This window comes from Pseudomonas caspiana, assembly GCF_040224095.2.
In the GTDB taxonomy this organism is placed as follows: Bacteria; Pseudomonadota; Gammaproteobacteria; order Pseudomonadales; family Pseudomonadaceae; genus Aquipseudomonas; species Aquipseudomonas caspiana.
In genome coordinates this window covers 4,894,109-4,907,098 of the sequence record NZ_CP167995.1, presented here as the reverse complement: position 1 = coordinate 4,907,098, position 12,990 = coordinate 4,894,109, and the positions used below count along the sequence as shown (strand labels likewise).

The 12,990-nt window shown below is 56.2% G+C and carries 12 protein-coding genes; 8 read left to right on the top strand and 4 right to left on the bottom strand.

Annotated elements, in window-relative coordinates:
- Positions 1-9: 9 nt before the first annotated feature.
- Complete coding sequence (gene mvaT, locus ABRP31_RS22290; protein WP_087264785.1) at positions 10-387, bottom strand: histone-like nucleoid-structuring protein MvaT; 378 nt, start codon at positions 385-387, stop codon at positions 10-12.
- Positions 388-743: 356 nt separating this feature from the next.
- Here mvaT and purU point away from each other — a divergent pair, with 356 nt between their 5' ends.
- Both purU and ABRP31_RS22280 read left to right on the top strand, forming a co-directional pair.
- Positions 744-1,595, top strand: a complete 852-nt coding sequence (gene purU, locus ABRP31_RS22285; RefSeq protein ID WP_349969715.1) for a formyltetrahydrofolate deformylase — start codon at positions 744-746, stop codon at positions 1,593-1,595.
- Positions 1,596-1,741: 146 nt separating this feature from the next.
- Positions 1,742-1,927, top strand: a complete 186-nt coding sequence (locus ABRP31_RS22280; RefSeq protein WP_349969717.1) for a hypothetical protein — start codon at positions 1,742-1,744, stop codon at positions 1,925-1,927.
- 1 nt (position 1,928) lies between these two features.
- Here ABRP31_RS22280 and ABRP31_RS22275 read toward each other — a convergent pair whose 3' ends face one another.
- The gene (locus tag ABRP31_RS22275) at positions 1,929-2,924 is read right to left on the bottom strand and encodes a lysylphosphatidylglycerol synthase transmembrane domain-containing protein (RefSeq protein WP_349969718.1); all 996 of its coding nucleotides are present in this window, start codon (positions 2,922-2,924) and stop codon (positions 1,929-1,931) included.
- Between the two features lie 358 nt (positions 2,925-3,282).
- On the opposite strand from ABRP31_RS22275, the gene ABRP31_RS22270 reads away from it, so the two are divergent.
- Positions 3,283-4,773: a helicase HerA-like domain-containing protein gene (locus ABRP31_RS22270; RefSeq protein ID WP_349969719.1), complete on the top strand. Its 1,491-nt coding sequence runs from the start codon at positions 3,283-3,285 to the stop codon at positions 4,771-4,773.
- Between the two features lie 117 nt (positions 4,774-4,890).
- Here the strand turns inward: ABRP31_RS22270 and ABRP31_RS22265 are convergent, their stop codons facing one another.
- Positions 4,891-6,363 (bottom strand): inorganic phosphate transporter, encoded by a 1,473-nt coding sequence (locus ABRP31_RS22265; RefSeq protein ID WP_087264781.1) that lies wholly within the window; start codon positions 6,361-6,363, stop codon positions 4,891-4,893.
- 238 nt (positions 6,364-6,601) lie between these two features.
- On the bottom strand, positions 6,602-6,799 hold the full coding sequence (locus ABRP31_RS22260) for a hypothetical protein (protein WP_087264780.1): 198 nt from the start codon (positions 6,797-6,799) through the stop codon (positions 6,602-6,604).
- Positions 6,800-7,675: 876 nt separating this feature from the next.
- Between ABRP31_RS22260 and pcaR the strand changes: the two genes are divergently transcribed.
- The 5 genes from pcaR (at position 7,676) to ABRP31_RS22235 (ending at position 12,978) form a co-directional block, all read left to right on the top strand.
- Entirely contained in the window at positions 7,676-8,518 is an 843-nt protein-coding gene (gene pcaR, locus ABRP31_RS22255; protein WP_087264779.1) for a pca regulon transcriptional regulator PcaR, read from the top strand.
- A gap of 143 nt (positions 8,519-8,661) precedes the next feature.
- Positions 8,662-9,519, top strand: coding sequence for a CoA transferase subunit A (locus ABRP31_RS22250; protein ID WP_349969721.1), 858 nt, complete (start codon positions 8,662-8,664; stop codon positions 9,517-9,519).
- The gene (locus tag ABRP31_RS22245) at positions 9,519-10,298 is read left to right on the top strand and encodes a CoA-transferase subunit beta (protein ID WP_087264777.1); all 780 of its coding nucleotides are present in this window, start codon (positions 9,519-9,521) and stop codon (positions 10,296-10,298) included. Before ABRP31_RS22250 ends, ABRP31_RS22245 begins: the two co-directional genes overlap by 1 nt.
- Positions 10,295-11,497 (top strand): 3-oxoadipyl-CoA thiolase, encoded by a 1,203-nt coding sequence (pcaF, locus tag ABRP31_RS22240; protein ID WP_193441839.1) that lies wholly within the window; start codon positions 10,295-10,297, stop codon positions 11,495-11,497. The genes ABRP31_RS22245 and pcaF overlap by 4 nt, the downstream gene beginning before the upstream one ends.
- 191 nt (positions 11,498-11,688) lie before the next feature.
- A complete protein-coding gene (locus tag ABRP31_RS22235; RefSeq protein WP_087264775.1) occupies positions 11,689-12,978 on the top strand; it encodes an MFS family transporter in 1,290 nt (429 codons plus the stop codon).
- The last annotated feature ends 12 nt before the right edge of the window (positions 12,979-12,990 follow it).

Sequence of the window (12,990 nt, the reverse complement as noted above, 5' to 3'; positions counted from 1 at the left end):
GCGTGGGATTTAGCCCAGCAGGGTAGCCCAGCCTTCAACTTCATCACCGCCCCACTTGGCTTTCCACTCTTTCAGAGTTTTGTGGTTGCCACCTTTGGTTTCGATGACTTCGCCATTGTGCGGGTTTTTATATTGCTTGACCTTGCGCGCGCGCTTGGTGCCGGTCGGTTTAACTGCGCCACGTGCAGACTTGCCAACTTTAGCTTCTGGATCCAGCAGAGCAATGATGTCGCGCAGCGACTTCTGATATTCGCCCATCAGAGTACGCAGTTTGCCTTCGAATTCCAGCTCGGTTTGCAGTTTGTCGTCTTGGGACAGGTTCTTCAAACGGGCTTGCAGTTCTTTGATGGCTTCTTCTGTAGCGCGGTATTCGTTGATCAGAGACATGATGCGTACCTTATGTTGAGAGGTGGCAGGGAGACAGTGAGGCAATAATAGTCACGCACCTTGACCAAGTAAACATTAAATAAAAGTTTTATTTGAATTATTCAGAAATATACAGCGTCCTACAGACGTTTCATAACTAGATGGCTTGGTAGGGGCGGCAAATATAGTCGCTCTTAAGGCGTTTAACTCACGGTCTCATAAGCTGTCATGCAGGGAGCGGTGCCGGGAACGAGAGCGCCGCGATTGCTTAGCTGCGTCGCACCTTTGGCGGTTAACAATCAGTTCAACAGGAATACTGCAGTTTTCCCGCACAGTCGCTAGAATAGCGGCCTTTGCGAAGTTCTGGAGTTTCCCCAATGCGCACTTTTCGTCTGGTGATTTCTTGCCCGGACCGTGTCGGCATCGTTGCCAAAGTCAGTAACTTTCTGGCGTCCTATAACGGCTGGATTACCGAAGCGAGCCATCACTCTGACAATCTGAGTGGCTGGTTCTTCATGCGTCATGAAATTCGGGCGGATACGCTGCCTTTTGATCTGGATGCTTTCCGTGAGGCGTTCACCCCCATCGCTGAGGAATTTGCGATGGATTGGCGTATCACTGACTCAGCGCAGAAGAAGCGCGTTGTGCTGATGGCCAGTCGTGAGTCCCATTGTCTGGCCGACTTGCTGCACCGCTGGCACAGCGATGAGCTGGACTGTGAAATCGCCTGCGTGATTTCCAATCACCAGGATTTGCGCAGCATGGTGGAATGGCATGGCATTCCTTATTACTACGTCCCGGTAAACCCGACTGACAAGGAGCCGGCATTTACCGAGGTTTCTCGTCTGGTCGCCCATCACCAGGCTGACGTAGTGGTGCTGGCGCGTTACATGCAGATTCTGCCGCCGCAACTGTGTCGTGAATATGCTCATCAGGTGATCAATATTCACCACAGCTTCCTGCCTTCATTTGTAGGGGCCAAGCCTTATCACCAGGCCTCTCTGCGTGGGGTCAAGTTGATCGGCGCCACTTGCCACTATGTAACCGAAGAGTTGGATGCGGGCCCGATTATTGAGCAGGACGTAGTACGCGTCAGCCACAGCGACAGTATTGAAAACATGGTGCGCTTCGGTCGCGACGTGGAAAAAATGGTACTGGCCCGCGGCTTGCGCTACCACTTGGAAGATCGTGTGCTGGTGCACGACAACAAGACCGTAGTGTTCGACTAAGCTCCAGTCGAAGTATGAATCTGTAGGAGCTGCCGAAGGCTGCGAATGACTGGGTGTCAGGCGGATTGCTTTCGCAGCCTTTGGCAGCTGCTGCAGAAGATACATTTCCGATGTTCGATGGTGCTTCGATGAATGAGTTGCTCTGCATGGCAAATCCCCTCGACAAAGCCACTTCAACAGCGCCTCCAACGCTTGGTGAGGGCTGTCTCAGTCGGTATGACCCTGATGCGCTGACGCCAGAAGACGGTGCCGACTTCGAGGGCGCAGCCGAGCTTTGGCGCGTTACTCAGGCGGAAAAAGAAAAGTTGCTTAACGACAAGTCCGACACGTGATTCAAACTTGATCGAAGCGCATCAGTTTGTTCAGCAGTGGTCGCCCGACCATCAGCAGGAAGATCGGCCCGCCCACCACCAGATAGAAGTAGTAGGTCACTGTTCGCCAGATCAGGATGGCCGCTGCGGCTGTGGATTTGCCGACCATCGGCGCCAGCAGCGCCGCCGAAGTCAGCTCGGCTGTACCTGCACCTCCCGGCAGCAGACTGAACTGTCCAGCGGTCAACGACAGCATCTGAATCAGAAACGTCCAGGCCCATTGCACGTCAACGCCCAGACCCAGTAGTGCCAGATACAGGATGCTGTAACGCAGCCCCCAGTGCAGGCAGGTCAGCAAAAAGACTGCGATCAGTTTATGGCGTGGCATCTTCCAGGTTTCAGCCAGTGCATTGCGAAAATGCAGAAGTTTGCGCGCCCAACGATGGCGGGTAGTGCCTTTGGTGTTGAAGCGTTTTAACACTCGGCCATTGAACTTGATGACTTGCCGATGAAAGCGTGCGAATCCCAGAAACAGGCACAGGCTCCCCACGACAAGCGCCGCGCTGAACCCCAATAGCCATTCCATACGTTCGCTGAGGGTGTGGAAGAGTGCATAAAACATGATCCCCACCAGTGCGACGAGGAAAAACACCAGATCACTGAGTTGATCTGTGGCAAACACCGCGCTGCTTTTCGCGGGCCCTACGCCGTTTCGAGAGAGCACTGCCATTAATGTCAACGGTCCACCGCTCCCACCCGGTGTTGCGCAGTAAGCGAACTCGCTCGCCATGATGAGGCCAAGGCTTCTGTTCACTGTCAGCTGTCGCGCGCTATCCCCCAGCAGGATTCGCAAGCGCATGGTGTTCAGGCCCCAGCACAGGATGATCATGCCGAACATGCCCATCAGCAGTGCAAAGGGGAAACTGCGCAGACGCTGAAAAATATCGCCGCCGCCCAGCAATAACGGGATCAACACTGCTGCGAGCAAGCCGACTGCCAACCATGCGATACGCTTCATGCCAGACGCCCTGAATATTGTGACTGTTGAGCCAAGCACATGAATGCGGTCATGGGGTGTTATCGGCCTTGTTCGAGCAATTGAGTAACGACGCGCCTGATGATACAGGCCGAAACTGCTCTGGGTGATCACGGAAAAGTCTAACGTTGACCACCGATCAGGACGGATGTTCGCCAAGTGGAGTCGGCGGTGTGTTCGCTGACACTAATTCGCAGGCGTGGCTTTAAGCGCGAGAGCAATTTGTGTAACGCCACAGATGCAAGGATGTGGTCCCCATATCGCGGCGAAAGCGTTAAGTTTTCGAGCTGTTTTCCAGCTTGTGGACCACACTGAGATAACGATCAAGACAGGTGATGAAATGCCAGACGCTCAGAACATTGTGATTGGTGCTGGTCCTGATGGACTGCCGGTGGGTCAGGCTTTGCGTCTGGGCAACCGCCATGGTCTGGTGGCGGGAGCCACCGGGACCGGCAAGACGGTGACACTGCAACGCTTGGCTGAAGCTTTCAGTGATGCAGGCGTCGCGGTTTTCGCTGCGGATATCAAAGGTGATTTGTGTGGACTGGGCGCGCCGGGAGCGCCGCAAGGCAAGATTGCCGAGCGAATCGCTGGCATGCCTTGGCTTAATCACTCCCCAAAAGGGTATCCGGTCACCTTGTGGGACATTCACGGGCAGTCCGGTCATCCGCTTCGGACCACCTTGAGCGAAATGGGGCCGTTGCTGCTCGGCAGTCTGCTGGAGCTGACGGACAGTCAACAGGCGGCGCTATATGCGGCTTTCAAGGTGGCTGATCGCGAAGGTTTGTTACTGCTCGATATCAAGGACCTCAAAGCCTTGCTCAATCACTTGCGGGACAATCCGCAGTTGCTTGGGGACGATAGCTCGCTGATGACCACCGGTTCCAGCCAAGCCTTGCAGCGCCGTCTGGCAGTGCTGGAGCAGCAGGGCGCTGAGGCGTTATTCGGCGAACCTGCGTTGCAACTGGAAGACATTCTGCACCCGACCGCCGATGGGCGAGGGCGCATCCATTTACTGGATGCCAGTCGTCTGGTGCATGAGGCTCCCAAAGTTTATGCAACCTTTCTGTTGTGGCTTTTGGCTGAGTTGTTCGAGCAACTGCCGGAGCGAGGGGACGCAGATAAGCCGATATTGGCGCTGTTTTTCGATGAGGCGCATTTGCTGTTTGCCGACACGCCCAAGGCGCTGCAGGACCGGCTTGAGCAAGTGGTACGCCTGATTCGATCCAAAGGCGTCGGGGTGTATTTCGTTACTCAGTCACCGGGTGATTTACCCGATCAGGTTTTGGCTCAGTTGGGTTTGCGCATTCAGCATGGCTTGCGTGCCTTTACTGCGAAAGAGCAGAAATCCCTACGCGCCGTGGCGGATGGGTTCAGGCCCAATCCGGATATCGACACGCTGGCGGTGCTTACGCAACTCGGCATCGGCGAAGCGTTGGTCGGTACTTTGCAGGACAAGGGGACGCCAGCAATGGTCCAGCAAGTGTTGGTCGCGCCGCCGCAGTCGCGAATCGGGCCCTTGAGCGATACCGAGCGCGCCAGCCTGATCGCCCAGTCGCCACTGGCCGGGCGCTACGACAAACCTGTTGATCGTGAGTCGGCCTATGAAATGCTCATTGCCCGAAAAGTCTCGACCCCAGAGTCGGATGAGGCGCCCGTCAAGAGCGCCAAGGAGCAAGAGACTTTCAGTGATATGGCGGGCGAGTTTTTGGGCGGTGTAGCGGGGCAGGCGATGAAAAGCGCTGTGCGCCAGGCGGCGAATCAGTTGGGGCGTCAATTGGTGCGAGGGTTGTTGGGGTCGTTGCTGGGCGGGGGTAAGAAGCGCAGGTAATTGCATCACTGTCAGTGACAGCTATTGATGCGCAGCGTCAGCAGCTCCTGCATAGGCCGTATTTCAAATGGGTTTATGTAACGCCATCGCGGGTGATGCCCGCGATGGCGCTATTGATCAAGCCAGCGCTTTGGACGCCAGCCAGAACAGGCCAGCCGAGAGGGCAACGGTCGCTGGCAGAGTCAGCACCCATGCCAGGAGGATGGTGCGCACGGTGCCACCTTGCAGGCCGCTCTTGTTGGCGACCATGGTGCCTGCCACGCCGGACGACAGAATGTGCGTCGTGGAGACCGGCAGGCTGAACACGTTAGCAGCAGCGATAGCGCAGGCGGTGGTGATCTGTGCTGACATGCCTTGTGCGTAAGTCATGCCCTGCTTACCGATCTTCTCACCGATGGTCAGAACAACGCGCTTCCAGCCAACCATGGTGCCGATACCCAACGCCAGTGCTACCGCCAGAATTACCCAGAACGGGGCGTATTCGGTGGTCGCGGTGAGGTCCTTGCGCAGTTTTTCGAGGTCTGATTTTTCACGGGGGCCCAGGTTCGGCAGCTTGGCAACCTTGCGCGCGGTGTCATCCAGGCACAGCAGGTAACGGCGTACTTCAATACGGCGCTCAGGAGTCAAAGAGTGGTAATCGGCAACGCCTGTGAGGTTGTCGAGCAGTGCAGCAATGGTTGGCTCGGTTTGTTCGGGGTTGCAGCTGGAGCTTTCCGGCAGGTCGCCTTTTTCGGCTTTGCCCAGCGCCAGGAATTCGCCCAGTGTGCTGTTGTTGCGCTGATAGAACTGGCTCAGGTGCAGGGTTGCGTCCTTCGTCCGTTCGATTTGGTAGGTAGTGCTGTTCAAGTCCAGTACGAACTGGCTTGGCACGATACCGATCAGCACCAGCATGATCAGGCCGATGCCTTTCTGACCATCGTTGGAACCGTGTACAAAGCTCACCGCCATGGCGGAAATCACCAGGACCAGTCGGTTCCAGAATGGCGGGTGCTTCTTGTCGTCGAGTTTGCGACGCTGTTCAGGCGTCTTGTGCATCTTCGACAGCGGTCGCCACCACTTAAGACCGATGAGGACCAATGCGGCGACCAGGAAGCCAGCGAGTGGCGAGAAGACCAGCGACGCGCCGATGTCGATTGCTTTCTGCCAGTTCACGCCGTCGGCCAACGGAATATCGTTGATCAGCGCGTTAGCCAGACCAACGCCGAGGATCGAGCCAATCAGCGTGTGGGAACTCGATGCCGGGATACCGAAATACCAGGTGCCCAGGTTCCAGGTAATCGCGGCGGCGAGTAGCGAGAAGACCATAGCCAGGCCGTGGCCGGTGTTGACGTTGATCAGCAGTTCAACCGGGAGCAGGTGAACAATGGCATAGGCAACGCCGACACCGCCCAGCAGCACACCCAGGAAATTGAAGATCCCGGAGAAGAATACGGCCAGATGAGGCGGCATGGCTTTGGTGTAAATGACTGTCGCCACCGCGTTTGCGGTGTCATGAAAGCCGTTGATGAACTCGAAGGTGAGGACGAAAGCGAGGGCGAGCAACAGGCTCACAAGCACCCAGGCATCTAGTCCGCTGAATAAATCGATCATGAAGGTTTTCTGACCCGGTCTGAAGGGGGCGGGATTATGACAGAAAAAATACAGATCGATGTAACGGCTGCCGACTGGTATCACCGATTGTCGAAATTTTATCGTCGACGAAGCCTCCCCACTCATGAGTCAAGGGGGATATTCACGATTTTTTACGGCCGTCAGATAAGACGATTGCTTGTCCCGAATGGATTCGACCGGGCAGTGCACATTAGCCCGGTTCGCAAGAGCGGTAGATTTACCGCTCTTCGTTCAGGTCTTTTTCCATTTTTTGCAATTCTTGCTTGAAAGCCTGGTCGAGAATGCTGGCTTTCTTGCGCCAAGGTTTGCGTTCCGGCTCTGGTTGAGCGGCGTAAGTGGTGATTTCGCCACCGTAAACTTCCTTGTAGCGTTGTTCCTGGCGCTCAAGTTCCGCGCGCAGTTCATCTTTGGTCACTTTGTTACCTGATCAAGTCAAAATTAATCTGGTGATATCGCTAAGCTGCTTAACCGTCCACACATGAAACCGTCCAGGCAGGTACTGAAAGACGTAAGCCAAACAGCGTGCTCTGGATTGCCATGTTCTGAACATCTTGCGGCTCGCGGCTACGGACACCAGAAAACGTAATTGTCGTAGCGACAGTCGTTTGAGTTGCAAGTGCGATGGCTACTTTGGCCGCATATTCAATCGCGAGGATAACGGTGTTGCAGCACTGCTACAGTGCCTGGATCCTGTGGTATGCCCCGAGCATGGCGCTCGGTCCTGCAGCCACTGCGAATCGTTATTACCCGGCCAAGTGACAGACACTATCTCCAAGAACTTCGAATCAGTCAACTATATGTTAGGTCGCTTATCGAAACACTTCTGCAATGGAGTTTTTCTTGTACGACTGTTCCGAAGTTTCAGTGAGTGACATACGACGTAACTTCTATGTACGAAATATTGACAGCAGCAGACAAATTTCTGGCGACATAGTTCGAGCCGAAACGGGATGTATGTGCAAAGAAGCGGATGTTTGTGACGGAGGCGCGCATCCCGCGATTGTAAGGTGCTGATTTATGGCGTTTCGATATCATTCCCGGAGGGGGATGCGGGAATAAAAACGGCCTCGCTTCATGGGCAAGGCCGTACCTTGGACTTCTCGTGGGTACCTGACCAGTATTTCCAAGAAGCCACTTAAGGCTATGCAAAGGTATAAGTATCTTTGTGATGGGTCAATTGCGATTATCGGCCAGTCGTTCGATAATCGCACGAAGCGGATTGTGCGCTTTCCTTAAAAAGCGTGGAAGCTGCGATTCATATGGCCTGACAGGGTTTACCGAGGTAGTGGCAATGAACGATGAACTACGAAATTCTTTTGCTTCGTTGGCACCGCCGATCGTTGCGTCGCCCGCCAAACGGATTCAGGCGCTGACTGGAGACCCGGATTTCATGACTTCGCTGGCCAGAGGGTTAGCTGTGATTCATGCCTTCCAGGAGCGCAAACGGCATTTGACCATTGCACAGATCAGTCACCGCACCGAAATACCTCGGGCGGCGGTGCGGCGTTGTCTGCTGACGTTGATCAAACTGGGTTATGCAACGACGGACGGGCGAACCTACTCGCTGTTGCCCAAAGTGCTGACCCTTGGCCACGCGTACCTGTCGTCAACACCGTTGGCGGTTTCTTCCCAGCCCTATCTGGACCGGATGAGTGACCAGTTGCATGAGGCCTGCAACATGGCGACTCTGGAGGGAGAAGACATTCTGTACATCGCGCGCTCCGCGACAACCCAGCGCCTGATTTCGGTAGACCTTTCTGTTGGCGGCCGTCTGCCTGCTTATTGCACGTCCATGGGGCGCATTCTGCTTTCGGCACTGGACGATGTTTCGTTACGCGAATATCTGGACCACGTCGATCTGCAACCCAAGACCAGTCGGACTATTCGCACACCTGAAGCCCTGCTCGAATGTCTGCAGCAAGTTCGTCAGCAAGGCTGGTGCATTGTCGATCAGGAGCTGGAGCAAGGATTGCGTTCTATCGCGGTGCCGGTCTATGACGCATCCGGTCAGGTGCTTGCCGCGTTGAATGTGAGTACCAGTGCAGGCCGTGTGGCCAGAAGTGAGCTGGAGCAGCGTTTCCTGCCTATCATGCTGGATGCGAGCAGGGATTTGAGCACCCAGTTATTCACCTGAGCGTTCACTGAATTTGTGCGATTAACGAACGAATAATCGATTATCGGATTGTTTGGCCTCAGGCCCCGGCATAACCTCAATTCCATTCCAGCGTAGTCCATCTGCGCTGTTCATTGGATGCAATTTGAGTTCGGGAGCACCTCATGGCTGAAATTCTTTCTCTACGCAACGCCGTGAAGCAATTGGTCAACGATGGCGACACCGTTGCGCTGGAAGGCTTCACCCATTTGATCCCCACGGCCGCAGGCCATGAAATCATTCGTCAGGGTAAAAAAGACCTGACGCTGGTGCGCATGACGCCTGACCTGATCTACGACCAGCTCATCGGCGCGGGCTGTGCCAAGCGCCTGATTTTCTCGTGGGGCGGTAATCCTGGGGTCGGCTCTCTGCATCGTTTGCGTGACGCCGTTGAAAAACAATGGCCGCACGCGATGGAAATCGAAGAACACAGCCATGCCGACCTGGCTAACGCCTATGTTGCTGGCGCATCGGGTCTTCCATTTGCTGTATTGCGCGCTTACGCCGGTTCCGATTTGCCCAAGGTCAATCCACTGATCAAGACGGTCACTTGCCCGTTCACCGGCGAGGTGCTCGCAGCCGTGCCTGCCGTGCGTCCGGATGTAACGGTCATTCATGCGCAGAAAGCAGACCGCAAAGGCAACGTGCTGCTGTGGGGCATCCTTGGTGTGCAGAAGGAAGCCGCACTGGCTGCCAAGCGTTGCATCGTTACCGTGGAAGAGATCGTTGATGACCTGAATGCTCCGATGAACGCCTGCGTATTGCCAACCTGGGCTTTGAGCGCGGTATGCCTTGTACCCGGTGGTGCTCATCCTTCATACGCCCACGGTTACTACGAGCGCGACAACCGCTTCTATCAGGCCTGGGACCCGATTGCCCGTGACCGCGAGAGCTTCAGTGCGTGGATCAAGGAATACATTCATGGCACCGCGGATTTCAGCGAATTCCAGAGCAAGTTGGCCAGCGCTTCGGAGGCAAAATAATGACTTACACCACCAGTGAAATGATGACCGTGGCGGCGGCTCGCCGCTTGCGTAATGGCGCTGTCTGCTTCGTCGGTATCGGCTTGCCTTCCAAGGCGGCGAACCTGGCTCGCCTGACTTCCTCGCCCGATGTGGTGCTGATTTACGAATCAGGTCCAATTGGGGCCAAACCGACTGTGCTGCCGCTGTCGATTGGCGACGGCGAGCTGGCGGAAACAGCCGACACAGTGGTATCCACCAGTGAGATCTTCCGCTACTGGCTGCAGGGCGGACGAGTGGATGTGGGCTTTCTCGGGGCTGCGCAAGTCGACCGTTTCGGCAACATCAACACCACGGTTGTCGGCGATTACAACAACCCGAAAGTACGTCTGCCAGGGGCTGGCGGTGCGCCGGAAATTGCCGGGTCTGCCAAGCAGGTCTTGATCATCCTCAAGCAATCGGCGCGCGCTTTCGTGAACAAGCTGGATTTCATCACGTCCGTTGGCCATGGCGAAGGCGGCGATTCACGCAAGCGCCTCGGCTTGCCCGGTGCCGGACCGGTCGGGATTATCACTGATCTGTGCATCATGGAGCCGGAAGAGGGCAGTAACGAGTTTGTCGTCACTACGCTGCATCCCGGTGTGACCCGTGAGCAGGTGATCGCCGCTACTGGGTGGGAGTTGCGTTTTGCGGAGAATGTCGAGTACTCCGCCGAGCCGACAGAAACTGAGCTGGCTGCTTTGCGTGACCTGGAAGCCCGGACCGCTAAAGCTCATGGTCAAGCGCCGGGAGAAGCATGATGCGCGAGGTTTTTATCTGCGATGCGATTCGCACCCCGATTGGTCGTTTTGGCGGCGGTCTGTCCAGCGTCCGCGCCGATGATCTGGCGGCTGTGCCGATCAAGGCTCTGATGGAGCGCAACCCTTCGGTCAACTGGAACGAAGTGGACGAGGTGTTTTTCGGCTGCGCCAATCAGGCCGGTGAAGACAACCGCAACGTGGCGCGGATGGCTGCTTTGCTGGCTGGCCTCCCGGAGACGATCCCGGGCGTAACCCTCAACCGTTTGTGCGCCTCGGGCATGGACGCTATTGGCACGGCATTTCGTGCGATTGCTGCTGGTGAAATGGAGCTGGCGATTGCTGGTGGTGTCGAGTCTATGTCGCGCGCGCCCTTTGTCATGGGTAAAGCTGACGCGGCGTATTCACGCAACATGAAGCTGGAAGACACCACTATCGGTTGGCGCTTCATCAACCCGTTGATGAAAGAACAGTACGGCGTCGACTCGATGCCGCAAACCGGCGACAACGTCGCCGATGATTTCAAGATTTCTCGGGCCGATCAGGACGCTTTCGCCCTGCGCAGTCAACAGCGCACCGCCGCTGCTCAGGCTGCGGGCTTTTTTAAAGAAGAAATCACGCCCGTGCGCGTCGTTCATAAAAAGGGCGAAACGGTCGTGGAGCAAGACGAGCACCCGCGTGCCGATACCAGCCTGGAAACCCTGGCCAAATTGAAACCGGTCAATGGTCCGGAAAAGACCGTCACAGCCGGTAATGCGTCCGGGGTCAACGACGGTGCTGCCGCGCTGATCCTGGCATCGGCCGAAGCCGTCAAGAAACATGGTTTGACGCCCCGTGCACGAATTCTCGGCATGGCCAGCGCCGGTGTCGCGCCGCGCGTCATGGGCATCGGTCCGGTGCCAGCGGTGCGTAAGCTGGTGGAGCGCCTTGGCCTGGCGGTCAGCGATTTTGATGTGATCGAACTCAATGAAGCCTTCGCCAGTCAGGGCCTGGCGGTGCTGCGTGAACTGGGACTGGCCGATGATGCGCCGCAAGTGAACCCCAATGGTGGCGCTATCGCCTTGGGGCACCCATTGGGCATGAGTGGCGCCCGACTGGTATTGACCGCGCTGCACCAGTTGGAAAAAAGCGGCGGTCGCCGAGGTCTGGCGACGATGTGCGTCGGCGTAGGGCAGGGGCTAGCGTTGGCGATTGAGCGCTGATACCGAACATCACTGAATACAGTCACCCAGCTTTTTGATGGCCTCCACGAAAAGGTCATTTGAGGGCTGGGTGATTGTTTTTCAGGAGCACCCTCGAGCTCCTGCAGGGATGGGAATTCCAGAGACTTATGCGTTGTCACATGTTACAGGTTATGTCCTGGATGACTGTTCAGCTTTAATGGGGAAAAATAATGACAACCACGCATTACACGGGTGAAGAACGCAGCAAAAGGATCTTTGCGATTGTGGGCGCCTCGTCGGGCAATCTGGTCGAATGGTTCGATTTCTACGTCTACGCCTTCTGCGCTATTTACTTCGCTCCCGCCTTCTTTCCTTCCGATGATCCCACCGTTCAGTTGCTCAACACCGCAGGCGTATTTGCCGCCGGATTTCTGATGCGGCCTATTGGCGGTTGGTTGTTTGGCCGAGTAGCCGACAAGCATGGTCGTAAGAACTCAATGATGATCGCTGTACTGATGATGTGCGGTGGCTCATTGATGATTGCGTGTTTACCGACCTACGCAACGATTGGCGTCTGGGCCCCAGCATTGCTGTTGCTGGCGCGACTGATTCAGGGCCTGTCGGTAGGCGGCGAATACGGCACCACGGCGACGTACATGAGCGAAGTGGCGTTACGCGGCCAGCGCGGCTTCTTTGCGTCGTTCCAGTACGTGACGTTGATCGGCGGGCAACTGCTGGCGGTACTGACTGTGGTGATCATGCAGCAGTTTCTCAGCACTGAAGAGCTGCGCGCGTACGGCTGGCGAATTCCGTTCGTGATCGGTGCCGTCGCAGCGGTGATCTCGCTGCTGTTACGTCGCTCGCTCGAAGAAACCACCACCGCCGAAATGCGTCAGGACAAGGACGCCGGGAGCATCGGCGCACTGTTTCGCGATCACAAGGCCGCGTTTATCACTGTGCTGGGTTACACCGCGGGCGGCTCGCTGATTTTCTATACCTTCACGACGTACATGCAGAAGTACCTGGTGAACACCGGCGGCATGGACCCCAAAATAGCCAGCTACATCATGACCGGCGCGTTGTTCCTGTACATGTGCATGCAGCCGTTGTTCGGCATGCTGGCGGACAAGATCGGTCGCCGTAACTCGATGCTGTGGTTCGGCGCACTGGGTACGCTTTGCACGGTACCGATCCTGATGACCTTGAAGACCACGACCAGCCCGTTCCTGGCTTTTCTGCTCATCACCTTTGCGCTGGCCATCGTGAGTTTCTATACCTCCATCAGCGGTCTGGTGAAGGCCGAAATGTTCCCTCCGCAAGTCCGTGCGCTGGGTGTCGGTCTGGCTTATGCAGTGGCTAACGCGGTGTTTGGTGGTTCTGCAGAGTTTGTTGCGTTGAGCCTCAAGAATCAGGGCATGGAGAGCAATTTCTACTGGTACGTGACGATCATGATGGCCGTCGCTTTCCTGTTCAGCCTGCGCCTGCCCAAGCAGCCGGCTTATTTGCATCACGATCACTGATAGATCGTCTTC